Origin of the sequence: Paractinoplanes aksuensis (assembly GCF_024137025.1) — a bacterium.
Lineage (GTDB): Bacteria > Actinomycetota > Actinomycetes > Mycobacteriales > Micromonosporaceae > Actinoplanes > Actinoplanes aksuensis.
In genome coordinates this window covers 480,343-504,686 of the sequence record NZ_JAMYJR010000002.1, presented here as the reverse complement: position 1 = coordinate 504,686, position 24,344 = coordinate 480,343, and the positions used below count along the sequence as shown (strand labels likewise).

The 24,344-nt window shown below is 69.4% G+C and carries 21 protein-coding genes; 13 read left to right on the top strand and 8 right to left on the bottom strand.

The features are described 5' to 3' along the window. Positions 1 to 108 precede the first annotated feature (108 nt). Positions 109 to 1,134 (bottom strand): LacI family DNA-binding transcriptional regulator, encoded by a 1,026-nt coding sequence (locus tag M1L60_RS04360; protein WP_253235946.1) that lies wholly within the window; start codon positions 1,132 to 1,134, stop codon positions 109 to 111. 133 nt (positions 1,135 to 1,267) lie between these two features. On the opposite strand from M1L60_RS04360, the gene M1L60_RS04355 reads away from it, so the two are divergent. Next, positions 1,268 to 3,160, top strand: coding sequence for a serine/threonine-protein kinase (locus M1L60_RS04355; RefSeq protein WP_253235945.1), 1,893 nt, complete (start codon positions 1,268 to 1,270; stop codon positions 3,158 to 3,160). A 119-nt stretch (positions 3,161 to 3,279) separates the two neighbouring features. Next, positions 3,280 to 3,837, top strand: a complete 558-nt coding sequence (locus M1L60_RS04350) for a hypothetical protein (protein ID WP_253235944.1) — start codon at positions 3,280 to 3,282, stop codon at positions 3,835 to 3,837. Between the two features lie 249 nt (positions 3,838 to 4,086). Here M1L60_RS04350 and M1L60_RS04345 read toward each other — a convergent pair whose 3' ends face one another. From M1L60_RS04345 to M1L60_RS04330, 4 genes are read right to left on the bottom strand one after another with little or no spacing between them, the layout of a single operon-like run. After that, positions 4,087 to 4,653, bottom strand: coding sequence for a Uma2 family endonuclease (locus tag M1L60_RS04345; protein WP_253235943.1), 567 nt, complete (start codon positions 4,651 to 4,653; stop codon positions 4,087 to 4,089). Between the two features lie 49 nt (positions 4,654 to 4,702). Further along, a complete protein-coding gene (locus M1L60_RS04340) occupies positions 4,703 to 5,284 on the bottom strand; it encodes a Uma2 family endonuclease (protein ID WP_253235942.1) in 582 nt (193 codons plus the stop codon). Positions 5,285 to 5,305: 21 nt separating this feature from the next. After that, positions 5,306 to 5,887: a Uma2 family endonuclease gene (locus tag M1L60_RS04335; RefSeq protein ID WP_253235941.1), complete on the bottom strand. Its 582-nt coding sequence runs from the start codon at positions 5,885 to 5,887 to the stop codon at positions 5,306 to 5,308. A 49-nt stretch (positions 5,888 to 5,936) separates the two neighbouring features. Then, entirely contained in the window at positions 5,937 to 7,265 is a 1,329-nt protein-coding gene (locus tag M1L60_RS04330; RefSeq protein WP_253235940.1) for a GntR family transcriptional regulator, read from the bottom strand. A 144-nt stretch (positions 7,266 to 7,409) separates the two neighbouring features. Here M1L60_RS04330 and M1L60_RS04325 point away from each other — a divergent pair, with 144 nt between their 5' ends. From M1L60_RS04325 to M1L60_RS04280, 10 genes are all read left to right on the top strand, one after another. After that, positions 7,410 to 8,897: a CoA-acylating methylmalonate-semialdehyde dehydrogenase gene (locus M1L60_RS04325; RefSeq protein WP_253235939.1), complete on the top strand. Its 1,488-nt coding sequence runs from the start codon at positions 7,410 to 7,412 to the stop codon at positions 8,895 to 8,897. Continuing rightward, complete coding sequence (locus tag M1L60_RS04320; RefSeq protein WP_253235938.1) at positions 8,894 to 10,246, top strand: aspartate aminotransferase family protein; 1,353 nt, start codon at positions 8,894 to 8,896, stop codon at positions 10,244 to 10,246. The genes M1L60_RS04325 and M1L60_RS04320 overlap by 4 nt, the downstream gene beginning before the upstream one ends. Before the next feature lie 144 nt (positions 10,247 to 10,390). Beyond that, positions 10,391 to 11,827 carry an aminobutyraldehyde dehydrogenase gene (locus tag M1L60_RS04315; RefSeq protein ID WP_253235937.1) on the top strand — a complete coding sequence of 479 codons (1,437 nt, stop codon included), beginning with the start codon at positions 10,391 to 10,393 and terminating at the stop codon, positions 11,825 to 11,827. A gap of 34 nt (positions 11,828 to 11,861) precedes the next feature. Beyond that, on the top strand, positions 11,862 to 13,019 hold the full coding sequence (locus M1L60_RS04310) for an ABC transporter ATP-binding protein (RefSeq protein WP_253235936.1): 1,158 nt from the start codon (positions 11,862 to 11,864) through the stop codon (positions 13,017 to 13,019). A 1-nt stretch (position 13,020) separates the two neighbouring features. Next, a complete protein-coding gene (locus M1L60_RS04305; RefSeq protein WP_253235935.1) occupies positions 13,021 to 14,274 on the top strand; it encodes a polyamine ABC transporter substrate-binding protein in 1,254 nt (417 codons plus the stop codon). Position 14,275: 1 nt separating this feature from the next. After that, the gene (locus tag M1L60_RS04300; protein WP_253235934.1) at positions 14,276 to 15,139 is read left to right on the top strand and encodes an ABC transporter permease; all 864 of its coding nucleotides are present in this window, start codon (positions 14,276 to 14,278) and stop codon (positions 15,137 to 15,139) included. Continuing rightward, positions 15,136 to 15,984: an ABC transporter permease gene (locus M1L60_RS04295; RefSeq protein WP_253235933.1), complete on the top strand. Its 849-nt coding sequence runs from the start codon at positions 15,136 to 15,138 to the stop codon at positions 15,982 to 15,984. Before M1L60_RS04300 ends, M1L60_RS04295 begins: the two co-directional genes overlap by 4 nt. A gap of 16 nt (positions 15,985 to 16,000) precedes the next feature. After that, positions 16,001 to 17,359: an NAD(P)/FAD-dependent oxidoreductase gene (locus M1L60_RS04290; protein ID WP_253235932.1), complete on the top strand. Its 1,359-nt coding sequence runs from the start codon at positions 16,001 to 16,003 to the stop codon at positions 17,357 to 17,359. Between the two features lie 89 nt (positions 17,360 to 17,448). Continuing rightward, a complete protein-coding gene (gene gabT / locus M1L60_RS04285; RefSeq protein WP_253235931.1) occupies positions 17,449 to 18,738 on the top strand; it encodes a 4-aminobutyrate--2-oxoglutarate transaminase in 1,290 nt (429 codons plus the stop codon). 13 nt (positions 18,739 to 18,751) lie between these two features. Further along, a complete protein-coding gene (locus M1L60_RS04280) occupies positions 18,752 to 20,134 on the top strand; it encodes an aspartate aminotransferase family protein (protein ID WP_256515909.1) in 1,383 nt (460 codons plus the stop codon). Between the two features lie 226 nt (positions 20,135 to 20,360). Here the strand turns inward: M1L60_RS04280 and M1L60_RS04275 are convergent, their stop codons facing one another. Then, a complete protein-coding gene (locus tag M1L60_RS04275) occupies positions 20,361 to 20,987 on the bottom strand; it encodes a TetR/AcrR family transcriptional regulator (RefSeq protein WP_253235930.1) in 627 nt (208 codons plus the stop codon). A gap of 455 nt (positions 20,988 to 21,442) precedes the next feature. Between M1L60_RS04275 and M1L60_RS04270 the strand changes: the two genes are divergently transcribed. Continuing rightward, positions 21,443 to 22,558: a zinc-binding dehydrogenase gene (locus M1L60_RS04270; RefSeq protein WP_253235929.1), complete on the top strand. Its 1,116-nt coding sequence runs from the start codon at positions 21,443 to 21,445 to the stop codon at positions 22,556 to 22,558. A gap of 90 nt (positions 22,559 to 22,648) precedes the next feature. Here the strand turns inward: M1L60_RS04270 and M1L60_RS04265 are convergent, their stop codons facing one another. Continuing rightward, positions 22,649 to 23,833, bottom strand: coding sequence for a low temperature requirement protein A (locus M1L60_RS04265; RefSeq protein ID WP_253235928.1), 1,185 nt, complete (start codon positions 23,831 to 23,833; stop codon positions 22,649 to 22,651). A gap of 70 nt (positions 23,834 to 23,903) precedes the next feature. Then, a complete protein-coding gene (locus M1L60_RS04260) occupies positions 23,904 to 24,329 on the bottom strand; it encodes a hypothetical protein (protein ID WP_253235927.1) in 426 nt (141 codons plus the stop codon). Positions 24,330 to 24,344 lie beyond the last annotated feature (15 nt).

Genomic DNA, 24,344 nt, shown 5'->3' with positions numbered 1-24,344 from the left:
CAGGGCCAGTTCGGCGTCAACATCCCGGCCATCGCGGCCTCGGTCGTGCTGACCACCGTACCGATCGTCCTGCTCTACGCGATCGGCCGGCGTCAGCTGCTGAGCGGTCTAACGGCGGGATTCGGCAAGTAGGGCAGTGCTTTCCCGGACCACGAGCTCAGTTGCCAGCTCGACCCGGGGAGTTTCGATGGGCTCGCCGCGAGACAGTCGCAAGACCGTACGCGCGGCGAGCCCGCCCATGTCGGCCAGCGGCTGCCGGACGGTGGTCAACGGCGGCGACGACCAGCGGGCCTCGGGCAGGTCGTCGAAGCCGACCACGCTCAGGTCGTCCGGCACCCGGATGCCTTTGAGCCGGGCCGCCTCGTACACACCCAGCGCCATCTGGTCGCTCGAGGCGAAGATCGCGGTCGGCGGGTCGTCCCGGTCGAGCAGCCGCTGGGCCGCCGCGAAGCCGCCCTCGTGGCTGAAGTCGCCCGGCTCGATCAGCCGGCGGTCGACCCGCAGGCCGGCCGACTCGAGCGCGGCCCGGTAGCCGTCCAGGCGGGCCCGGCTGCACAGCAGGTTGCGCGGACCCTCGACCAGGCCGATGCGACGGTGGCCGAGCGAGATCAGGTGTTCGGTGGCGCTGCGGCCACCCGACCAGTTGGTGGCGCCGATCGTCGGCACGTCGGCCGCGGCCCCGCCGGCCGGGTCGATGATCACCATCGGGACGTTGAGCCGGTGGAGCTCGGTGTAGACCGGGCCGGCCCCGTCCGAGATGACCAGCACCACCCCGTCGGACTGGCGCGATCGCAGATTCTGCAGCCACTGCCGGGTCGAAGCGGTGCGCCGGTGCACGGCCGACACCACGGTGCCGACGCCGGCGGCGTGCGTGACCTCTTCGACGCCGCGGATCAGCTCGACCGCCCACGGACTGTCGAGATCGTGGAAAACCAGGTCGACGAGGCCCGCGCGGAGCGGCTGCCGAGAGTTACGAGGGCGGTAGTCGTGCTCGCGCAGCAGGTGCTCGATCCGGTCGCGAGTTTCCGGTGAGACATCCGTACGCCCATTGAGCACTCGCGACACCGTGGGCACACTCACCCCGGCCGCCTCGGCAATGGTCGCGATAGTGACGCGTCTTCCGGTCGCGGCCATGGACTCTCCTCGCTTGCCCCACGAACTCCGCCGAAACTTTCGATTCGGAGTTCCGGAAGTATTGCACATTCCGCGAGCGTTAAGGGCACGTGCACATGTCTGATCTCGGCCGTAGCCGGGTAAGGGCCGTCACATGCCTCTCATCGCCGGTCGTTACCGCTTGGGTGAAACCCTCGGCGTGGGTGGCATGGGCAAGGTCTGGCAGGCCCGCGACGAGGTGCTGCAGCGCGATGTGGCCATCAAAGAGGTGCTGCTCCCGGACGACCTGCCGGCCCGCGAACGGGAGTCGGCCCACCGCCGCACCCTGCGCGAGGCCCGCGCTGCGGCCCGGCTCGGCCATCCCAACGTGGTCCAGGTTTTCGATGTGCTCGATGTGGACGGTCGCGCCTGGATCGTCATGGCGTACGTGCCGTCCCGGTCGTTGCACGAGGTGCTGCGCACGACGGGGCCGCTCGACCCGCGCCGGGCCGCCCGCGTCGGCCTGGAGCTGCTGGCCGCCCTGAAGGCCGCCCACGGCGCCGGGGTCGACCACCGCGACGTGAAGCCGGCCAACGTGCTGCTGGCCGACGACGGCCGGGTGCTGCTCACCGACTTCGGCATCGCCACCATCGAGGGCGACAGCCAGATCAGCAGCTCGGACATGCTGATCGGCTCCCCGGAGTACATGTCCCCGGAACGAGCCCGCGACGGCACGGCCGGCCTGGCCTCAGACCTGTGGTCCCTGGGCGCCACCCTGTACGCGGCGGTGGAGGGGCACTCGCCGTTCCACCGTTCGTCGGCGCTGGCGTCGCTGACCGCCCTGGCCGCCGACGAGCCGGACCCGCCGCAGCGGGCCGGGGTGCTCGAGCCGGTGCTGAAGGGCCTGCTACGCAAGGACCCGGACCAGCGCATCGACGCCGCCGAGGCGGAACACCTGCTGCGCGAGGCTTCCGTGGGCGCTTACGGCCACGCCCTCGTCCCCACCCACCCCGAAGCCGTCACCACCGCCGACCTGCCCGCCGCCGCACCGCCGCCCCCGATCCCCACCCAGCGCGCCGCCCCCGAGGACGAGTCCGTCGCCGCGCCCAGCGAAGAGCCGGACAACTCCGAAGGCCCGGATTCGTCTGACCTGGCTCCGCCCAGCCTTGAGTCCAGCCCCTCTGACCGGGCGCTCGATGGGCAAGAGTCGGCCGACCCCGCTCCGCCCGGCCCGGAGCCCGCCGCGACTCGAGGCGGGGCACCTCAGCCGGTCGTAGTGCCGCCGCATCTCGGCCGGGCGACGCCCGTCTCGCTCGATTCCGAAGGACGGCCGGTCGCCAAGCCGGCGGCCCGACGGTGGCTGCTGGCCGCTGCGGCGACCGTGGTCGCCCTCATCGCGGGCCTGGTCGTCTGGGGCGTGACCCGGCCTGACTCGGACCGCGAGACGCCCCCGGTCGCGGGCGGGCAGGTCACCTCCGCGCCCGGCACGCCGGCGGCCTCGCCCGAGACCTCGGCCGCCGCCAGTGCCGTTGCGCCCCCGCCCACCAAGGCCGCCGGCTCGGCCGCGACGACCGCGCCGGCCGACGATGACGACAGCGGCTCCGGCTCCGGTTCGGGTCTGCCCGAGTTGCCCGAGGGCTGGCGTGACTATCGCGACCAGACCGGTTTTGCCGTCTACGTACCCGAGGGCTGGACCCGCTCCCGCGAGAAGACGATGGTCTACTTCCGCGACAGCACCACCGGCCGCGTCCTCGGCATCGACCAGACCCGAAAGCCCGCCCCCGACCCGGTGGCCGATTGGCGCGGCAAGGCCGACTACCGCGTCAGCATCGGCGACTTCCCCTCGTACCGCGAGATCCACATCCGCGAGGTCGACTACTTCCAGAAGGCCGCCGACTGGGAGTTCACCTTCACCCGCAACGGCACCCGCCAGCACGTCAACAACCGCGGCGTCATCACCTCCAGCAAACAGGCGTACGGCTTCTATTGGCAGACCCCCGACTCGTCCTGGACGCGCTACCGAGACGACCTGCAGCTCGTCTTCGACAGCTTCCGCCCTCGATCCTGAGGAGGGTTGTCCACAGGCCGCGATATGAGCGGTGCCAGGGTTGTCCACAGGCACTGGCGGCGGCCCTTCCCGGTGGCAGACTTCGGCCCCTCACCAGTTGTTCGTGCGAGGTGGTTGCCATGCGGTTACCCCGTTTCCTGCTGGCCGGCGTCCTGCTGGCCGGCTCTGTCCTGCTGCTGACCGAGCTGTTCGCCTACAGAGCTTCCGGCGCGGTCGCCTTCAGCATCTTCACGTCCGTGTGGCTGACCCTGTCGATCGTCAACGCAGGCCTCGGCGTCTTCTCCGCCGGTTACCGCCCCTCCGAAGAGGCGGCGGCCCTGCTCCCCGTCTTCGGCCTCCCCGCGGCCCTGGCCGGCGTCGCCTGGTGGGCCTGGCCCGACGGCCCGACCCTGCCCAGCCCTCGCCTGTTCTGGTTCCTCCTCGCCGGTTTGGCCCTGTGGGCAGCGATCGCCTTGCTGGCCGCCCTGCTGATCCCGCACGCCACCCGCGAAACCGCCCTGCGCACCGCCGTCGCCATTTTCCTGCCGCTCTGGCTCGCCCTCCAGGTGGTCAACCTGCTCGTGGGCGTCCTGATCGAGAACTACTCCGTCGCTGAAGAACTGCTGATCCTGGCCCTCAACTTCGTGCTCACCGCCGCCATGCCCCTCGCCGCATCCCGACTGGCCCAGCGCGGCTGACCCGGGCCGTCCGGCCGGCTCTGAGCGAGGTGCGTAACGACCGAAGGGCTCCGGCGCGCGGTCGGCCGAACGTAAGCAGGGACGGCGAAGGGCGCGGCGAGGCGGGACGTCGGCCGAAGTGCGAGCGGGGGCGGGGAGGGGCGCGGCGAGAGACGACGTCGGCCGACATGCGAGCGGGGGACGGCGGAGGGCACGGTGAGTAGGACGTCGGCCGAACGTGGCAGTCGGTCCCGCGGCGGTCCGGACACGTCAGAAGACGACCAGGTCGGTGGTGCGGATGCGGAAAGGGAAGGGGTCCTTCGTGACGAGGGTCTGGCCGGGAGTGGCCGCGGTGTGCTCGAGGTAGCGGCCGTCGCGCAGGTGGAACAGGCGGATGCTGACGGCCCGGTGTTCCGGCGTCTCGGGCTGGGCCAGCAGGAACCACGGGATGCCGGCCGCTGCGAAGTGCTCGATCCGGCTCGGCGTGGCGGCTGAGTCCGAGCCGGGCCGGGTGACCTCGCCGACCAGAACCGTGTCGGCGCCCTCGGCGCAGCTGGCGAGCCGGTCGACCCGGGCCACCGCCAGGTCGGGCACGATCAGCCGTTCCGCGCTGAGCCGCACGAGCACCGAGCCGTGGGCGCCCAGCCCCGCCCGGTGGGCCGACGTCCGAAGCGCCCGCACCAGCAGATGGGCGATGTTCTGATGCGGCACGGTCGGCGTGAGGCTCGGCACCACCTCGCCGGCGATTCTACCGAGCCGGTAGACCGGTTCGCCCGGGTCCGGCGGTTCCACGCTGTCCCGGTGTCGACCGCGCTGTCGCAGCTTGCCCTCCGTCACGGGTAAATTGTCATACGACTAGGTGACTAGTGTCAACCGCGCCGCGGCTTCAGAAGTCGATGAAGCCGTCAGTTCCGAGATTGATGCGGAAAGGCATGTCGGTGACGAGGGCGCCGCCCGGTTCGGCCCGGGCCGCCTCGGTATATTCGTTGCCTTCGCCGAGCCGGAAGAGGTGTAGTGAGAGCCCGTCATAGTCGGGTGTGCGGGGTTCGATCAGCAGGTAGGAGTCGACTTTCCCGCTGCGCCACAACGCCCGTCGCTCGTGCCCGTAGTCCACCGCCACGTGACCGGTCGGGACGACCTCACCGATCAGGATGACGTCGGCGGCGTCGACCACGATGGCGGTCCTGTCCCGCAGGCGCACCACGGCCAGGTCGGGGATGAGGATTCGATCGGAGCCGACCCGAACGTTGATTCCGCCGAAGATCTTCAAGTCTGCGGCTCGCGCACTTGGCCCCAGAGATGTCCGAACAAGGTGGCTGATGGCTTGATGGGCGACGTTTCGCAGGGGGCTCTGCCGGAGCCGGCCGTCGATGAGCTCGATGCGAGTCGGTGTTTCGCCGAGCGCCAGGTACTCCAGCTCGGTCCACGGGCCGGCGCGGCCGAACGGATTCGGCGAAGGCGCGGTCATGCCTGGTGCCCGGAATTCGCGTCAGAGGAGAGCCTCGGTGGGGATCGAGAGCGGGAACGGCTGCTCGTGCTGCAGTGTCTCGCCCTGCTTGGCCACGGCGGCCTCCTCGTAGTCGTTGCCGAAGCGCCGTAGCAGGCGCAGCGTAACGGACTCGTAGGTGCTCATGTCGGGTTCGATCAGCAGATACCAGTCGACCTTCGCGGCAGCGTAGAGCTGGCGTTTGAGGACCCTGTCCACGGAGGCTGTGCTCGGCGAAAGGATCTCGCCGACCAGCACGACCTCGGAGGCGTCGCACACTCCGCCTTGGCGACTCATGCGTCCAACGATCAGGTTGGGAATGAGGATCTGATTCGAGGCCAGCCGGACATTCGACTCCTGGAAGGCGCGCAGGCCCGCCGCTCGGGCTGGGTCGAACAGCATGCGCATGAGCTGGAAGTTGATGCCCTGGTGTGCTCTGTCCGGTGCTGGAGTCACCAGCAGGCCCCCGTTAACCAACTCGATCCGGCTCTTCGTCTCGCCGAGCGCCAGATAATCCGCCTCTGTCCACGGATCGGGTTGGTCGAGCCTTGCCTCCTTCGTCGGCAAAGTGTCGCACGCGCTCATGACGCGAATCGTCGCACGCGCAGTTGTCACCCGTCAAGATGACTCGTGTTCAGCGCGGGGTGGTGAGGGCGGGGGAGCGGGCGGCCTCGGCCAGGTGGGCGGCGATGGCCTCGTGGTCGGTGGTTATCAGGCCGACCGTGACGCGCAGGTGGGGCTCGGTGGGGGTGACGGTGAAGGCGGTGCCGGCGGCGGCTGCTACGCCGTTGCTGGCCAGGGAGATCAGGGCGGCCTGCTCGTCGAGTACTGGCAGCCACAGGTTCAGGCCGTCGCCCGAGGGTTGGGGCAGGCCGTGGTGGCGCAGGGCGGTCACGATGCGGTGGCGGCGGTCGGCGTACTCGGTGCGGGCGGTGCTGACCGCGGCGATCGAGGCGGGATCGGTGAGCAGGGTCAGCAGCAGGTGTTGCAGCAGGCGGCTGGTCCAGCCCTGACCCAGCAGGCGGCGTTCGAGGACGGGGTCGAGCACCGCGGCGGGGCCGGCCACCGCGGCCAGGCGCAGGTCGGGGCCGTGGGACTTGGCGAAGCTCTGCACGTGGATCGTCTGCCGGGGCAGGTGGGTGCCCAGCGAATGCAGGGGGGCCGAGGAGACGTCGCCGGCCGAGTCGTCCTCCACGGCGTACACCTGGGGGGTTCGGGCCAGCACGGCGGCCAGCTCGGCCGAGCGCGATTCCGACCAGGAGGCGCCGGTGGGGTTGAGGGCGCGGGGCTGCACGAAGACCGCGGCGGGGCGGTGGGTCAGGGCCGCGGCCAGCGAGGCCGGGAGCATGCCCTCGGCGTCGGTGTCGGCGGCCACCGGCTGGACGCCCAGGAACTCGAGCAGATCCAGCAACGGCGGGAAGCACGGGTTCTCGACCACGGCCCGGTCGCCGATGCGGAGCAGGGAGGACGCGACGTGGTCGATCGCATCCATGGCGCCGTCGAAGATCGCCAGTCGATCGGGGGCGTACGGCCATCGGCTGCGCAGCAGATCGGCCAGCGCGGGCAGCACGGGTTCGTCGAGGTAGCTGGTCGGGGCGGGGGAGGGGCCGGCCAGCGCGGGCAGGGCGGGGAGCAGTTGCGGGTCCGGTACGCCGGTCGACAGATCCAGGGCGAAACCGGAGCGCCCGCGCAGGGCAGCGCGGTAGCGGCCCGGCCCGTCGGCTCTTGACGTGGCGACGACGGTGCCGCGGCGGCCGTCGGTCTGGATGGTTCCCGAGCGGCGCAGCAATTGCCAGGCTGCACTCACGGTGGTGGGCGACATCTGCAATGCGGCCGCCACCTGCCGCACGGGCGGAAGCTTGCTGCCGGGAAGCAGGGCTCCGTCGCCGACCGCCCGGCCCACGGCCTCAGCCAGGCCGCGGGCGGAGACGTCGACCAGGCGCGCGCGCAGTTCGGCAAGCAAGCGTTCAGTCCTTTCGAGGATGGCGGGGAGGTGTGGCGCTCCCGCCGGCGTGCAGGCGGCCGGCGCAGGTGCGAGAGCGGGCGGTTTTTGTGACAGTACGTTTCGTGCATTGTTCGGTCCAGGGGTGGTACGTAATCTCAGGCCATGAATCGCATCGCGCACTGGATCGGCGGCGCCGAGCGCGCCGGAGCCTCGGGCCGCACCGGCCCCGTCTTCAACCCCGCCACGGGCGAGCAGACCGCCGAGGTCGACCTCGCCTCGGCCGACGAGGTGGCCCAGGCCGTCGCCGTGGCCAAGGAGGCCGCGCAGGCGTGGCGGTCGGCGTCGCTGGCCAAGCGGGCCACGGTGCTGTTCAAGTTCCGGGAGCTGCTGGCGGCCAACACCCAGGAACTGGCCGCGATCATCACCAGCGAGCACGGCAAGGTGCTCTCCGACGCGGCCGGCGAGGTCGCCCGCGGGCTCGAGAACGCCGAGTTCGCCACGGGCATCCCGCACCTGATGAAGGGCGGCTTCTCGGAGCAGGCAGCCACCGGCGTCGACGTCTACTCGATCAAGCAGCCGCTCGGCGTGGTCGCCGGCATCACGCCGTTCAACTTCCCGGCCATGGTGCCGCTGTGGATGTGCACCACGGCCATCGCGGCCGGCAACGCCTTCGTGCTCAAGCCGAGCGAGAAGGACCCGTCGTCCGCGCTCTTCCTGGCCAAGCTGTGGCGCGAGGCCGGCCTGCCCGACGGCGTCTTCACCGTCGTCAACGGCGACAAGGAGGCCGTCGACGCCATCCTCACCAACCCGGAGATCGCCGCGGTCAGCTTCGTCGGCTCGACCCCGATCGCGAAGTACATCTACGAGACCGGCACCGCGCACGGCAAGCGCGTGCAGGCCCTCGGCGGCGCCAAGAACCACATGGTCGTGCTGCCCGACGCCGAGCTCGACGCGGCCGCCGACGCCGCGGTCAGCGCCGCCTACGGCTCGGCCGGCGAGCGCTGCATGGCCGTCTCGGTCGTGGTGGCCGTGGGTGACGTGGCCGACCCGCTGGTCGACGCCATCGCGGCCCGGCTGCCCAAGCTGAAGATCGGCGCCGGCACCGACCCGGAGTCGCAGATGGGCCCGCTGATCACCGCCCAGCACCGGGAGAAGGTCGCCGGCTACATCGCCCAGGGCACCGCGGAGGGCGCCACGGTGGTCGCCGACGGGCGTGAGGCCGACGTGCCCGGTGACGGCTACTTCCTGGGGGTCACGCTGCTCGACAACGTGAAGCCCGGCATGGACGTCTACACGGACGAGATCTTCGGGCCCGTGCTCTGCGTGGTGCGGACCCAGACGTACGCGGAAGCCTTGAAGCTCATCAACGACAACGAGTACGGCAACGGCACCGCGATCTTCACCCGCGACGGCGGCGCGGCCCGGCAGTTCCAGTTCGACGTGAACGCGGGCATGGTCGGCGTCAACGTGCCGATCCCGGTGCCGGTCGCCTACTACTCGTTCGGCGGCTGGAAGGCGTCGCTGTTCGGAGACACCCACATGTACGGGCCGGACGGTATCCACTTCTTCACGCGCTCGAAGGTCGTGACGTCACGCTGGCCCGACCCGGGCACGTCGTCGGTGGACCTCGGCTTCCCCACGAACCGATGAACGGGGCTGAGGTAAGCGCGAACGACCGCGCCCACGTGTTCCACTCCTGGTCAGCCCAAGGACTTATCAACCCGCTCGCCATCGAGCGGGCGCAGGGCTCCTACTTCTGGGACTACGACAACCGGCGTTATCTCGACTTCTCGAGCCAGCTGGTCAACGTCAACATCGGACACCAGCACCCGCGGCTCGTGCAGGCGATCCAGGAGCAGGCGGCCCAGCTCTGCACGATTCAGCCCGCCTTCGCCAACGACAAGCGCGGCGAGGCGGCCCGCCTGATCAGCGAGCTGGCCCCGCCCGACCTGAACAAGGTGTTCTTCACCAACGGCGGCGCCGAGGCCAACGAGAACGCCATCCGCATGGCCCGCGGCCACACCGGCCGCCACAAGGTCCTGTCGACGTACCGCAGCTACCACGGCGGCACGTCGACCGCGATCACCGCGACCGGTGACCCCCGCCGCTGGGCCAACGAGCCGATCGCGGTCGGCGTGGTGCACTTCTGGGGCCCGTACCCCTATCGGTCGCCCTTCTATTCGGCCACGCCCGAGCAGGAGACCGAGCGCGCCCTGCAGCACCTGCGCGACACGATCGTGTTCGAGGGCGCCAACACGATCGCCGCCGTGCTGATCGAGACGGTCGTGGGCACCAACGGCATCCTCGTCCCGCCGCCGGGTTACCTCCAGGGCGTACGCGAGATCTGCGACGCGTACGGCATCGTGTTCATCGCCGACGAGGTGATGGCCGGCTTCGGCCGGTGCGGCGAGTGGTTCGCCGTCGACCGCTGGGGCGTGGCCCCCGACCTGATCACGTTCGCCAAGGGCGTCAACTCGGGCTATCTGCCGCTGGGTGGCGTGATCATCTCGGACGCGATCGCGGAGACGTTCCGCGAGCGGCCGTTCCCGGGCGGGCTGACCTATTCCGGTCACCCGCTGGCCTGCGCGTCGGCCGTGGCCTCGATCGAGATCTTCAAGGACGAGGGGATCGTCGAGCACGCCCGCATGATCGGTGACGACGTGATCGCGCCCGGCCTGGCCGAACTGGCCGACAAGCACCCGAGCGTGGGCGAGGTCCGCGGCCTGGGCGTGTTCTGGGCGGTCGAGCTGGTGCGGGACCGGGCCACCCGCGAGCCGCTGGTGCCGTTCAACGCGTCCGGCGCCGCCGCCGGGCCGATGAACGAACTGGCCGCGGCCTGCAAGGAGCAGGGGCTCTGGCCCTTCACCCACTTCAACCGGGTGCACGTCGCCCCGCCCTGCACGGTCACCGCGGACGAGGTGCGCGAGGGTCTGGCCGTCCTCGATTCCGCCCTGTCGGTGGCCGACCGGTATTACACGGGCGAACGCGGGATTGCGTAGATCAGAAGGGCGCTGAGCGCCGATTCCGTTTCAAGATTGAAAAATAGTTTCGGATTCCCTTGTCTTCTGTCCTTCGTTTGTGTCAAGGTCTCGCAGTCGTTCGTGTGGGAGCTGTCACAGGCCCGCTACGGGAGGTCTTATTTCGTGAGCGCCGCGCTGCCCGTTCTGCGCAATTTTGTCGGTGGTGAGTACACCGGCACGGTCGACGGGGTCACCTCGGAGGTGATCGACCCCAGCACCGGGGAGGCGTACGCGCTGGCCCCGGTCTCGTCCGAGCAGGACGTCAACGCGGCGATGACCGCGGCCGACGCCGGCTTCGAGGCCTGGCGGGACGCGACCCCGGCCGAGCGGCAGCGCGCGATGCTGCGGATCGCCGACGCCATCGAGGCCCGGGCCGACGAGATCATCGACGCCGAGTGCCGCAACACCGGCAAGCCGGTCGAGGCCACGAGGGCCGAGGAGATGGGACCGCTGCTGGACGAGCTGCGCTTCTTCGCGGGCGCGGCGCGGATCCTGGAAGGCAAGTCCGCGGGGGAGTATCTGCGTGACCACACGTCCTACGTACGGCGTGAGCCGATCGGCGTGTGCGCGCAGATCACCCCGTGGAACTACCCGATGGTCATGGCCGTCTGGAAGTTCGCTCCGGCCGTCGCGGCCGGCAACTCGGTCGTACTGAAGCCTTCGGACACCACCCCGGTCTCCACCCTGCTGCTGGCCGAGATCGCGGCCGAGTTCCTGCCGCCGGGCGTGCTCAACGTGGTCTGCGGCGACCGCGACACCGGCCGGGCCCTGGTCGCCCACCCGGCCCCGCAGCTGGTCTCGATCACCGGCTCGACCCGGGCCGGCATGGAGGTGGCGGTCTCGGCCGCGGCCGACCTCAAGCGGGCCCACCTCGAGCTGGGCGGCAAGGCCCCGGTGATCGTGTTCGACGACGCCGACATCGCGGCCACGGCCCGGGCCATCGCCGGCGCCGGCTACTTCAACGCCGGTCAGGACTGCACGGCCGCCACCCGGGTGCTCGTGCACGGCCGGGTCGCCGCCGACTTCACCGACGCCCTGGCCGAGGCGGCCCGCGCGACCAAGGTCGGCGCGCCGGCCGACACCGACGCCTTCTTCGGTCCGGTCAACAACGCGGCCCAGCTGGCCCGGGTCCAGGGCTTCCTCGACCGTACGCCCGACCACGCGAGCATCGTGGCCGGTGGCAAGCGGATCGGCGAGCGCGGCTACTTCCTCGAGCCGACCGTCGTGGCCGGCCTCCGGCAGCGCGACGAGATGGTCCAGGACGAGGTGTTCGGCCCGGTCATCACCGTCCAGTCGTTCGACGACGAGGCCGAGGCGGTCCGCTGGGCCAACGACGTCCGGTTCGGACTGAGCGCGAGTGTGTGGACCCAGAACCACGGCCGCGCGATGCGGGTGTCGCGCCGGCTCGACTTCGGAGCCGTGTGGATCAATACTCATCTGCCTTTCGTGTCGGAAATGCCTCATGGCGGCTTCGGGCACTCCGGGTACGGCAAGGACCTTTCGATGTACGGGTTCGAGGAGTACACCCGGATCAAGCACGTCATGAGCTACCTCGGCTGACACATACACCCCCCACCGCGAAGAGGAAGCCCCGATGACCACCCCCCAGCACAGCGCGGTCCGCGCCCGGTCGGCGGCGCCGGCCGGCGGCGCCCCGGCGATCGAGTTCGTCGGCGTGAACAAGAACTACCTGTCGCACGGCGAGACGGTGCCCGCCGTCAAGCGCACCGACCTGGCCATCGGGCAGGGTGAGTTCTTCTCGCTGCTGGGCCCCTCCGGCTGTGGCAAGACCACCACCATGCGGATGATCGCCGGCTTCGAGGAGCCCACCGCGGGCAAGGTCTTCCTGGACGGCAACGACGTCACCGGCGTCTCGGCCAACAAGCGCGATGTGAACATGGTGTTCCAGTCCTACGCGCTGTTCCCGCACCTGAACACGTACCAGAACGTGGCTTTCGGTCTGGAGCGCAAGAAGGTGGCCAAGAACGAGATCAGCCGGCGGGTCGGCGAGATCCTCGAGATCGTGTCGCTGACCGGCATGGAGAAGCGCTCCCCGCGGGAGATGTCGGGCGGCCAGCAGCAGCGCGTGGCGCTGGCCCGGGCCCTGGTCAACCGCCCGCGGGCGCTGCTGCTGGACGAGCCGCTGGGCGCCCTCGACCTCAAGCTGCGCCAGCAGATGCAGATCGAGCTCAAGCGCATCCAGCGCGAGGTCGGCATCACCTTCGTCTACGTCACCCACGACCAGGGCGAGGCGCTGACGATGTCGGACCGGATCGCCGTGATGAACGCCGGCGTGATCGAGCAGCTGGGCACGCCGCGCGAGATCTACGAGCGGCCGGCGTCGCGGTTCGTGGCCGGATTCATCGGCACCTCGAACATCGTGGACGGTCACGTCGACCGCGTCGAGGGCGGGCTGGCCCTGCTCAGCTACACCGCGCAGGACAGGGTCGTGGTGCCCGCCCCGCAGTCGGTGCGCCAGGGCGACAAGCTCGAGGTGTCGATCCGTCCCGAGAAGATTGATTTGCACCGGGGCGTTCCGCCCGTACAAGCGACCGGCGGCAGTGTCCTCTCCGGGACAGTGACCGAGGTCGTTTATCACGGAACCTCAACGAATTACACCGTGTCCACAGCGGCAGGCGCGGATTTCACAGTCTTCGATCAAAATGCTTCGAACGCCGACGATCTTGCGGATCGCGGTGACCGGGTGTATTTAACCTGGGCCCCCCAGCACTCATACATGATCGGAGACTGAAGTGTCTGCGTCGAATATGTCCGACCCCACCTTCCTGCGCGGCCTCACTCAGCGCCGCTTCGGCCGTCGTGACGCGCTTCGACTCTCCGGCCTGGCCGGTCTGGGCGGCGCCCTCGCCGCCTGTGGCGTGCAGGGTCAGGGAACGCAGGCACCGGCCAGTGCCGAGCCCGACGCCGTGGCCAAGTTCTGGAACGGCAAGGTCAAGAACGGCACCCTGAACTTCGCCGGCTGGCCGCTCTACATGGACCCGAAGCGGCCCGAGCTCAAGAAGTTCACCGCCAAGACCGGCATCAAGGTGAACTACCAGGAAGTCATCCAGGAGATGGGCCCCTGGTTCGCCAAGGTGCAGCCGCAGCTCTCGGCCGGGCAGTCCATCGGCTTCGACCTGATGGTCATCACCAACAGCTTCCAGTTCACGCAGTTCCGCGACTCGGGCTTCCTCGCCCCGCTCGACCACGCCCAGCTGCCGAACTACGCGAAGAACGCCGGGGCCGCGTACAAGAAAGAGGCCTTCGACCCGGGCAACGCCTACAGCATCCCGTACGCCTCGGGCATGACCGGCATCGCCTACGACGAGAGCAAGACCGGCAAGATCGAGAGTCTGGCCGACCTGTGGACCAACCCGAAGCTCAAGGGCAAGGTCGGCATGTTCTCCGACATCCAGGAGCTCGGCAACTTCGGCCTGATGAAGATCGGCGTCGACCCGGCCAAGTCGACCGAGGACGACTGGGAGAAGGCGGCCGAGGAGCTCAAGAAGCAGAAGGACGACGGATTCGTCCGCAACTACTACGACCAGAGCTACATCGAGGCGCTGGGCAGTGGTGAGGTCTGGGCGACCCAGGCCTGGTCGGGCGACATCTTCCAGAAGAACCTCTCGGACAACACGGACTTCAAGTTCATCATCCCGTCCGAGGGCGGCACGATCTGGACCGACAACTTCACGATCCCGATCACGGCCAAGAACCCGGTCGACGCGATCATGGCGATGGACTTCTTCTACGAGGTCGCGAACGCGTCCTCGCTGGCCGAGTACATCAACTACGTCTGCCCGGTGCCGGCGGCCCAGGCCGACATGCGCGCGCGGGCGGCCAAGCTCAGCGGCGACGCCAAGGACGCGTTGCTCGACGTGGCCGACAGCAAGCTCGTCTACCCGACCCAGGCCGAGTACGACAAGCTGCACTACTACGTCGCGTTCGAGGCCACGAGCGAGCAGCAGAAGTTCCAGAAGACCTTCGAACCTATCGTGCTGGGATGATATGAACCGCGTCAAACGACAGATCGCCCCCTACCTGCTGGTTCTGCCCGGCGGGATCTGGTTGCTGATCTTCTTCGCGGTGCCGATGTTCGCGATGCTGTCGCTCTCCCTCCAGGAGGGCGACATCGTCCACGGCTACCGCTTCACCGGGCACTGGCAGACGTACACGGAAGCGATCTCGGCCTATCAGGAACAGATCATCCGGTCGCTGATCTACGGCGTGATCGCCACGATCCTGCTGATCGCGATCGCGTTCCCGATGGCGTACTGGATCGCGTTCTACGGCGGCCGCCGCAAGGGGTCGTACCTCTTCCTGGTTCTGCTGCCGTTCTTCGTGTCGTTCGTGCTGCGGACGATCTCGTGGAAGCAGATCCTGACCGACGAGGGGCCCGTGCTGCAGCCGCTGCGCGACCTCGGGCTGATCTCGCAGGCGTTCCACATCCTCGGCACGCCGTACGCGGTGATCCTCGGACTGGTCTACAACTTCCTGCCGTTCATGGTGCTGCCGATCTACGTGGCCCTCGAGCGCATCGACCCGCGCGTGGTCGAGGCGGCGCGGGACCTGTACGCCAACCCGGCCACCACGTTCCGCAAGGTGATCTTCCCGCTGGCCCTGCCCGGGGTGTTCGCCGGCGTGCTGATGACCTTCATCCCGGCCAGCTCCGACTTCGTCAACTCCGAGGTGCTGGGCAGCTCGGACACGACGATGATCGGGCAGGTCATCCAGACGCAGTTCCTCGAGAACTCCGACTATCCGACGGCCTCGGCGCTCTCGTTCGTGCTGATGCTCGTGCTGCTGATCGGTGTCTTCTCGTACGCCCGGATCCTCGGCACCGAGGACGTCATGAAGGTGGCCGCGCGATGACAGCGTCGACCCTGCAGCGGCCGCCCGCCTCGACCGATGACTCGGCGAAGATCAAGCCCAAGCGGCGGATCACCGGCGGCGGGCTGCTCCACTTCTACACCTGGCTGGTCATCGCCTGGCTGGCCCTGCCGATCGCGGTCATGATCGCGTTCGGCTTCAACGACACTCAGGGCCGCTACAACCAGTCCTGGAACGGCTTCACGTTCAAATGGTACGGGCGCCTGTTCGAGTACCCGGACCTGACCAGCGCGCTGATCACCTCGATCGTCATCGCCGTCGTGTCCAGCCTGCTGGCGGCCGCGCTCGGCACCGGCATCGGGTACGCGCTGGGCCGCTACCGGTTCACCGGTTCCGGCTCGCTCAACCTGGTCATGTTCGCGACGATGTCCTCGCCCGAGCTGATCATGGGCGCGTCGCTGCTGAGCCTGTTCGTGTCGGCCGGCACCGGCCTGGGTCCGGTGACGATCACGATCGCGCACGTCATGTTCTCGATCTCGTTCGTCGCCGTGGTCGTGCGGTCCCGGGTGCTCACCCTGGACCGGTCGATCGAGGAGGCCGCGTACGACCTGGGCGCGACCGCCTGGACCACGTTCTGGAAGGTCACTTTCCCGATCATCCTGCCCGCCGTCATGAGCGGCGTGCTGCTGGCGTTCGCGCTCTCCATCGACGACTTCATCGTCACCGCCTTCACGGCGGGCACCACCAAGACGTTCCCGCTGTGGATCTGGGGCGCGACCCGCGTCGGCATTCCGCCGCAGGTCAACGTCATGGGCACGCTCATCTTCGCGATCGGCGTCCTGGGCGCCGTGATCGCCAACATCCGTTCATCGCGCCGAGGTAAGTAAGCAGGATTGATAACTCGTGCGTTCTTCACTGAAGGATGCAGTTTCTGAACCGTACTGGCTGACCCAGGCCGGGGCTCCGGCTCCCGCCGACCCGCTCGACGGCCTCGCCACCGCGGATCTCGCGGTGGTGGGGGCCGGCTACAGCGGCTTGTGGACAGCTTTGATGGCCAAGGAACGCGACCCCGCCCGCGACGTGGTGGTGATCGAGGCGGGCACCGCGGGCTGGGCCGCTTCGGGTCGCAACGGCGGGTTCTGCGCCGCTTCGCTCACCCACGGCTACGAGAACGGCCTGAGCCGCTTCCCGGCCGAGATGCCGCGCCTGGTCAAGATGGGTCTGGACAACCTCGACGGGATCGAGGCGACGGTCGCGCGCTACGGCATCGACTGCGATTTTTCCCGTACGGGAGAATTGTCGGTCGCCACGGCCGCGTGGCAGCTTCCTTCCTTGCGGGCATCTCCCGATTTTCTTGATCGTGAGCAGATCCGGGCCGAGGTCGACTCACCCACGTACCTCGGTGGGGTGTGGGACCGCGACGGCTGCGCCATGGTCGACCCCGCCCGCCTCGTGTGGGGGCTGCGCGCGGCCTGCCTGTCGCTGGGTGTGCGCTTCTACGAGCAGTCACCGGTCGAGCGGATCAGACCGCACGGCGCCGGCCTGCGACTGCACACGTGTCGCGGCCGGATCGACGCGGCCCGGGTCGCGCTGGCCACCGGCGCCCACGGCAAGCTGCTGCGCCGGCTCGGGCACTTCGTGGTTCCCGTGTACGACTACGTGCTCATGACCGAGCCGTTGTCCCCGGGTCAGCTGGCCTCGATCGGCTGGTCGAACCGGCAGGGGATCGGCGACGCCGGCAACCAGTTCCACTACTACCGCCTCACCTCGGACAATCGCATCCTGTGGGGTGGGTACGACGCCGTCTATTACAACGGTGGACGGATCGACCCCGCACACGACCAGCGTGAGGCGACCTTCGAGGTGCTGGCCGACCACTTCGCCGAGACGTTTCCCCAGCTCGACGGTCTGCGCTTCACCCACAAATGGGGCGGTGTGATCGACACGTGCAGCCGGTTCAGCAGCTTCTTCGGCACGGCTCACAAAGGCAAATTGGCGTACGCGGTGGGCTACACCGGTCTCGGCGTGGGTGCGACCCGTTTCGGGGCCGACGTGATGCTCGACCTGCTCTCCGGCGAGCGCACCGAGCGGACCGCGCTGAAGATGGTGCGCAGCAAGCCGATCCCGTTCCCGCCCGAGCCGGTGCGCTCCGGCGTCATCCAGCTCACCCGCTGGTCGATCGCGCAGGCGGACCGCAACCAGGGGCGTCGCAACCTGTGGCTGCGCACCCTCGACAAGGTTGGCCTGGGCTTTGACTCCTGACGAGCGTCATACGGAAATAGTTGTCGGGCCTCTTGCGTGCGACGGAATCAGTGAAATGATCGGGTCCTGAAGCTTGAAGGAGTTGAGTGATGGCCTCGTCGGCCGAGTTGCACCAGCGTCGGTCCGCGGCCGTCGCGCGCGGGGTCAGCAGCATGATCCCGTCCTACGTGAGCACCGCCGCCGGCGGCACGATGACCGATGTGGACGGCCGGGAGTGGATCGACTTCGCCGCCGGCATCGCCGTCACCAACGTCGGTAACGCCGCGCCCAAGGTCGTCGCGGCCGTGCAGGCCCAGGTCGAGCGGTTCACCCACACCTGCTTCATGATCGCCCCGTACGAGCAGTACGTGGCGGTCTGTGAAGAGCTGGCCGCGCTCACGCCGGGCGACTTCGAGAAGCGGTCGGCCCTGTTCAGTTCGGGCGCCGAGGCGGTCGAGAACGCCGTGAAAATCGCCCGGCACGCCACCGGACGGCAAGCGGTGGTCGTGTTCGACCACGCCTACCACGGCCGCACCAACCTGACGATGGCGCTGACGGCCAAGGTCATGCCGTACAAGCAGGGCTTCGGGCCGTTCGCGGGCGAGATCTACCGCGTCGCCATGTCGTATCCACTGCGGGACGGCCGCAGCGGTGCGGACGCCGCCGCGTACGCCATCGGGCAGATCGAGAAGACGGTCGGCGCCGTGAACGTCGCCGCCGTGCTGATCGAGCCCATCCAGGGCGAGGGCGGTTTTGTCGTGCCCGCCGAGGGCTACCTGCCGGCAATCGCGGCCTGGACCAAGGCAGCCGGCGCGGTGTTCATCGCCGACGAGATCCAGACCGGCTTCTGCCGTACGGGCTCCTGGTTCGCCTGTCAACATGAGGGCATCGAGCCCGACCTGATCACCACGGCCAAGGGCATCGCGGGCGGGCTGCCGCTGGCCGCCGTTACCGGGCGCGCCGAGATCATGGACTCCGTGCACCCCGGTGGGCTCGGCGGCACGTACGGCGGAAATCCGATCGCCTGTGCCGCCGCGCTGGCCTCCATCGAGACGATGCGGGAGCTCGACCTGAACGCGGCCGCGCGGCACATCGAGTCGGTGGCGATGCCCCGGCTCGAGGCCCTGGCGGCCAAGCACCCGTCGATCGGCGAGGTGCGGGGCCGCGGCGCGATGCTGGCCGTCGAGGTCGTGATACCCGGCGAGGACGGGGCAGCGGGCCCCGCGCCCGACGCCGTCCGGACCGCTGCGGTGGCCAAGGCGGCGCACGAGCTGGGTCTGCTGCTGCTCACCTGCGGCACCTACGGCAACGTCATCCGGCTGCTGCCCCCGCTGATCATCTCGGACGACGAGCTGGATCGCGGCCTCAGCCTCCTCGAGCAAGCCTTCGCCACCGTTTAACTTGGAGCCCCCCTTGAGCGACCTGCAGTCACCCGACTACGAAAAGCTGTCCGGCGACGCCCGCGATCACCTGTGGATGCACTTCACCCGGCTGTCGTCCTACAAGAAGGCCGACATCCCGATGATCGTCCGCGGCGACGGCTGCTACATCTGGGACTCCACCGGCCGCCGCTACCTCGACGGCCTGTCCGCGCTGTTCGTCGTGCAGACCGGCCACGGCCGCCAGGAGCTGGCCGAGGCCGCGGCCAAGCAGGCGGGCGAGCTCGCGTACTTCCCGATCTGGTCGTACGCCCACCCCAAGGCCGTCGAGCTGGCCGACCGGCTGGCCGACCTGACCCCGGGCGACCTCAACCGGGTCTTCTTCACCACCGGCGGCTCCGAGGCGGTCGAGTCGGCCTGGAAGCTGGCCCGCTCGTACTTCAAGCGCACCGGCAAGCCGACCAAGCACAAGGTGATCTCGCGCAACATCGCCTACCACGGCACCTCGATGGGCGCCCTGTCGATCACCGGCATCCCGGCCCTGAAGCAGGACTTCGAGCCGCTCGTGCCGTCGACGCTGCGCGTGCCCAACACCAACTACTACCGCCGCCCCGACGAGTCGCAGTCGCTCGAGGAGTTCGGTGTCTGGGCCGCCGACCGCATCGCCGAGGCCATCGAGTTCGAGGGCCCCGACACGGTGGCCGCGGTCTTCCTCGAGCCCGTGCAGAACGCGGGCGGGTGCTTCCCGCCCCCGCCCGGCTACTTCCAGCGCGTCCGCGAGATCTGCGACCGCTACGACGTGCTGATGGTCTCGGACGACGTGATCAGCGGCTTCGGCCGGCTCGGCGAGTACTTCGGCGGTCACCGCTACGGCTACACGCCCGACATCATCACCGTGGCCAAGGGCCTGACCAGCGGGTACGTGCCGCTGGGGGCGATGATCGCGTCGGACCGCCTGGCCGAGCCGTTCCTCGAGGGCACCAACTGGTTCGCCCACGGCATCACCTACGGCGGTCACCCGGTCGGCTCGGCGGTGGCCCTGGCCAACCTCGACATCATGGAGCGGGAAGACCTCAACAAGCACGTCCGGGACAACAGCGATCTGTTCCGCTCGTACCTCTCCAAATTGGAAGATCTGCCGATCGTGGGCGACGTCCGCGGCGACGGCTACTTCTTCGGCCTCGAGCTGGTGAAGGACAAGGCCACCAAGGAGACGTTCAACGAGGAGGAGTCGGAGCGGCTGCTGCGCGGGTTCCTCTCGAGCGCGCTGTTCGAGGCCGGGCTGTACTGCCGCGCCGACGACCGGGGCGACCCGGTCATCCAGCTCGCGCCGCCGCTGATCGCAGGCGAGGAACAGTTCATCGAGATCGAGCAGATCCTGCGCTCGGTGCTCACCGAGGCCTCCAACCGCCTCTGACAGATCAGCGACGCCCGGCCTCCCTCTCCCCAGGGAAGCCGGGCGTTCGTCATGTCGCCGAGAAGTACCCGCGACGCCGTAGTCGCATGATGTCCAGTGGCGAGCAGTTCGATCGCATCGCCACCCTGGACAAGCTGCCGGCCGGCTATCGGTCGGCTATCGACCGGCTATCGGCTGCCTGAGGCCGGTCTGGACAGGGTGCCGGCTGGCTGAGGTTCGAGACCGGTCATCCGCCGCCGCTCACCGCGGCGGCGGACACCCGGGCCGGTGGCGGCAGCGGCCCGGCGGCGGGGGAGGCGCGGAACGAGTCGAGGATGAGGGCGGCGAAGCGCCGGGCGGCGGCCACCCGCAACTCCGGCGGGCCGACGGGCAGACCGCGGCCAGCCATGATCATGAGGATGAGGTCGTCGACGACGGAGTCGGGGCGGACGGCGCCGGCCCGCTGGGCGCGGCGCCACAGGCCAGTCAGGGCGCGCAGCATGCCGGCCCGGTGAGCCGCGAAGTCGGCCGCGCCCGGGTACGACGACACGAACGCGTCGGTGAAGCCCTGGTTGACCGCGTTGAGCTCGGTGATGTCGCGGACGACCGCGCTCAGGCCACGCCACGGGTCGGGGTCGGCACAGCCGTCCCGCACGATGCCACTGCACGCCCGCATCTCATCGGCGAACGCGGCATCGATCAGCGCCTGCTTGGTCGGGAAGCGCCGGTAGAGCGTGGCCGGTCCCACCTCGGCCCGGCGGGCGATCTCCCGCATCGGCACACCCAGACCCTGCTCGGAGAACAGCCGCCGGGCCGCCTCGAGCACCCGGTCCCGGTTGTCCCGCGCATCCGACCGCAGACCCGTCCCCTCCACCGCCGACGGTGCTGGGCGTGTGTGCCGGTCGTGGGTGTCGGTGCGGGCAGTTGGTTCGTCTGTCGTCGATGGTGCTGGGCGTGTGTGCCGGTCGTGGGTGTCGGTGCGGGCAGTTGGTTCGTGTGTCGTCGATGGTGCTGGGCGTGTGTGCCGGTCGTGGGTGTCTGAGCGCTTGGCCGGCTCGTCCGCCGGTGGTGCCCGGCGCGCGAGCCGGTCGCGGTTGGTGCGGGTATCCGGGCGGAGGGCTGGCTCGTCCGCTGGTGGTGCCCGGCGCGCGAGCCGGTCGCGGTTGGTGCGGGTATCCGGGTGGAGGGCCGGTTCGTCCGCTGACGATGGCGCGCGGCGGGCGACCCGGCCGCCGCCGATGGGTGGGTGGCTCGGTATCTGAGGCAATTGCTCGTCCATGACCTCTCACTTTAGCCAAGTGGACGGGGGCGTCCGTTAGCGTCGCGATCATGAAGGCAATCAGCATTCAGAAGTACGGCGACCCCAGCGGCATGAAGGTGATCGACGCGCCCGAACCCGTCGCGGCGCCGGGGCAACTGCTCATCGCCGTCGAGGCGATCGGGGTCGGCGGCGTCGACGCGGTCATCCGGCGCGGCACCATCGGCAGCATCGGTTTCCCCGAAGGGCTCGTGCCGGGCAGCGAGGTGGCCGGGCGGGTGATCGCCGCGGGGGACCCGGCCGACAAGGGCTGGATCGGGCGGACGGTCTGGGCCTTCACCGGCCTCGGCGGTGGGTATGCCGAGCAGGCGGTGGCCGGGCTCGACGACGTGACCCCGCTGCCCGAAGGGCTCTCGCCGGTGGACGCGGTGACGATCGGCAGTTCCGGTCCGGTCGCACACTTCGGCCTCGCCCACGCCCACTTCGCCCAAGGGGAATCGGTGCTGGTGCGAGGAGCGGCGGGCAGCATCGGCATTCTGGCCGTCCAGATGGCCGCGCTCGGCGGCGCGCGCGAGATAGCAGTGACCACCTCGTCGCCGGAGCGTGGCCAGCGGCTACGGGAACTGGGCGCCACCGTAGTGCTCGACCGCGCCGGTTACGTCGAACAGACTGACCGCGACGGCCACGATTCTGCACGCGAAGGACACGATTCTGCACGCGACGGCCGCGAAGCTGTCCGCGACGGCCAAGATTCTGCACGCAACGGCCACGAAGCTGCGCGTGGCGCTCAAGAAAGTGAGCGTTTCGGTTCGGAAGGTTCGCGCGCCGCCGATGGGTTCGACGTCATCGTCGATCTGGTCGGTGGGGATGGGATGCCGGTGTTTCTCGAGCGGCTCGCCGACAACGGGCGGATGGTGTCGCTCGGAGTGGTCGGTGGGTATCCGCCGGCGGACTTCGGATCGGCTCTGCTGCGGTCGTTCCGGCGCTCCCTGTCGTACGGGACCTTGAGTCTGGACACGGTGCCGGTCGAAGCGCGCAACAGGATCCGCGAGCGGAACCTGGCCGCTGCGGCCCGGGGCGAACTGCGCGCGGTCGTGCACGACGTGCTGCCCCTGCCCGAGGCGAGCGACGCGCACCGGCGGATGGACGCGGGCGAAGTGTTCGGGCGCATCGTGCTGACTGTCTGACAGTCCGACTGTCGGACTGTCGGACAGCTTTCGCCGATCCGGATGGGGCGCCGACGGCGTGATTACGTTCGAGTGCTCCGAGCGCGTTGCTCAGGCCTCGGTCGTACGCAAGGCTCCTCGCCTTTGGGCTCTCATGCCGGCCAGGACCGTGGCGACCAGGATCAGCGTCACGAGGATGACCGAAGCCATCGGCGGCAGGAACTCGGGCAGGCCGAGCAGGGCGACCAGCGGGATGACCGCGACCGGCCACGGCCAGGCCGACCGCCACCGGCCGCTCGTGCCCATCATGACCATCGCGACGCCGGCCAGGAACAGCGCCGTTCCGCCGTGCAGAGCCCAGCGCGCGGTGTCGCCCAGGTCGCCCGAGGGGTGCGCCACGAACTGTTCGATGCCGACCGCCGCGACGGCCAGGCCGACGATGAGCGGCAGGTGGCCGTAGATGTAGGCGTCGGCCACCCCGGTCTCCGGGTCGTCGCCCTCCTCGACGAGTTTGCGTTTGCCGGCGGCGCCGCCCAGGTCGAAGTAGATCCAGAACAAGGCGGCGACGGCGGCGAAGGCGACCCCGGCCGAGATCACGGACGCGGCGACCCAGTGTTCCTCGTGCACCCCGACGGCGATCGAACGCACGGATTCGCCGAGCACCAGGATCACGAACAGCGCGAACCGTTCGGGCAGGTGGTCGAGGTGCAGCGGGGTCTTGTCGCCGAGCCGGGTGGCCAGGATGGGCGCGGTCGCCTCGACCAGGATGCCGGCGCCCCACAGCACGTAGCGCACCGGGCCGTCGACCGGGAGGGAGGCCGTCCAGAGCAGGATCGACGCGAGCGCGCCGCCGATATAAATGCCGATCGTGTGCCTGGCCTCGGGCACGTGGCGCCACGCCCGTACGTAAAGAAGCAGCAACAGCACCCGGGTGGCCAGGTAGCAGAGAGCGAACTCGGTGCCCTCACTGCCGGTGGCACCGAGCGCCGCGGCCGCCATGCCGACGACCGCGCCCGTCATCGCCAGCTTGGCCAGGCGGTAGAGCACGTCGTTGGTGTCGAACCGGTTGGCGTACAGCGTGGTGGTGACCCACGACCACCAGGTGACGACGATCAGCCCGACGAAGGTGGCCGTGCCGCTCAGGTTCAGATGGTCGGCGAATCCGGTGGCCAACTGGTCGATGACCAGCACGTAGGCCAGGTCGAAGAAGAGCTCGAGCCGGGACGCGCCGCGCTCCTCCTCGGTGCGCAGGCGCGGTGGGCGGATCAGCGGCGCGGGCCGGTCGTCTGTGGTCACGGGCCCGCTGTTCCCGGAAACGCGACGGGCCACACCCCTGGCCGGAGTGTGGCCCGTTCACCGGTTCAGATCAACGGCGGAAAACGATGGTGTTGCCGCCGAAGTTCCAGCGGTGACCGCCGTTGTACCAACCGTAGTCGCCACCGCGGTAGCCGTTGTACCAGCCGCCGTACCAGTTGTCGTTGTCCCAGTTGTCGTTCCAGTCGTCGACACGCAGGACGTAGCCGCTACGGCCGTGCCCGAAACGGACCCGGTCACAGTCGTAGTCGTCCCAGCGGTCACGCCACTCACCCGCGCGGCCGACCCGCTCGCAAGCACCGCGCGAGCGGAAGTAGCCGACAACCTCGTCGTCGTCGTAGCCGTAGTGACCACCGGTGGCGGTCTGCGCGGCACCCTGCGGGGTGGCGGGAGCGGCCTGAGCCGGACCGGCGCCGATCGCAACAGCGGTGCCGAGCCCCAGGCCGGCCACGGCGAGCAGCCGAGTGATGCGGTTCATTGCAATACCCCTTTC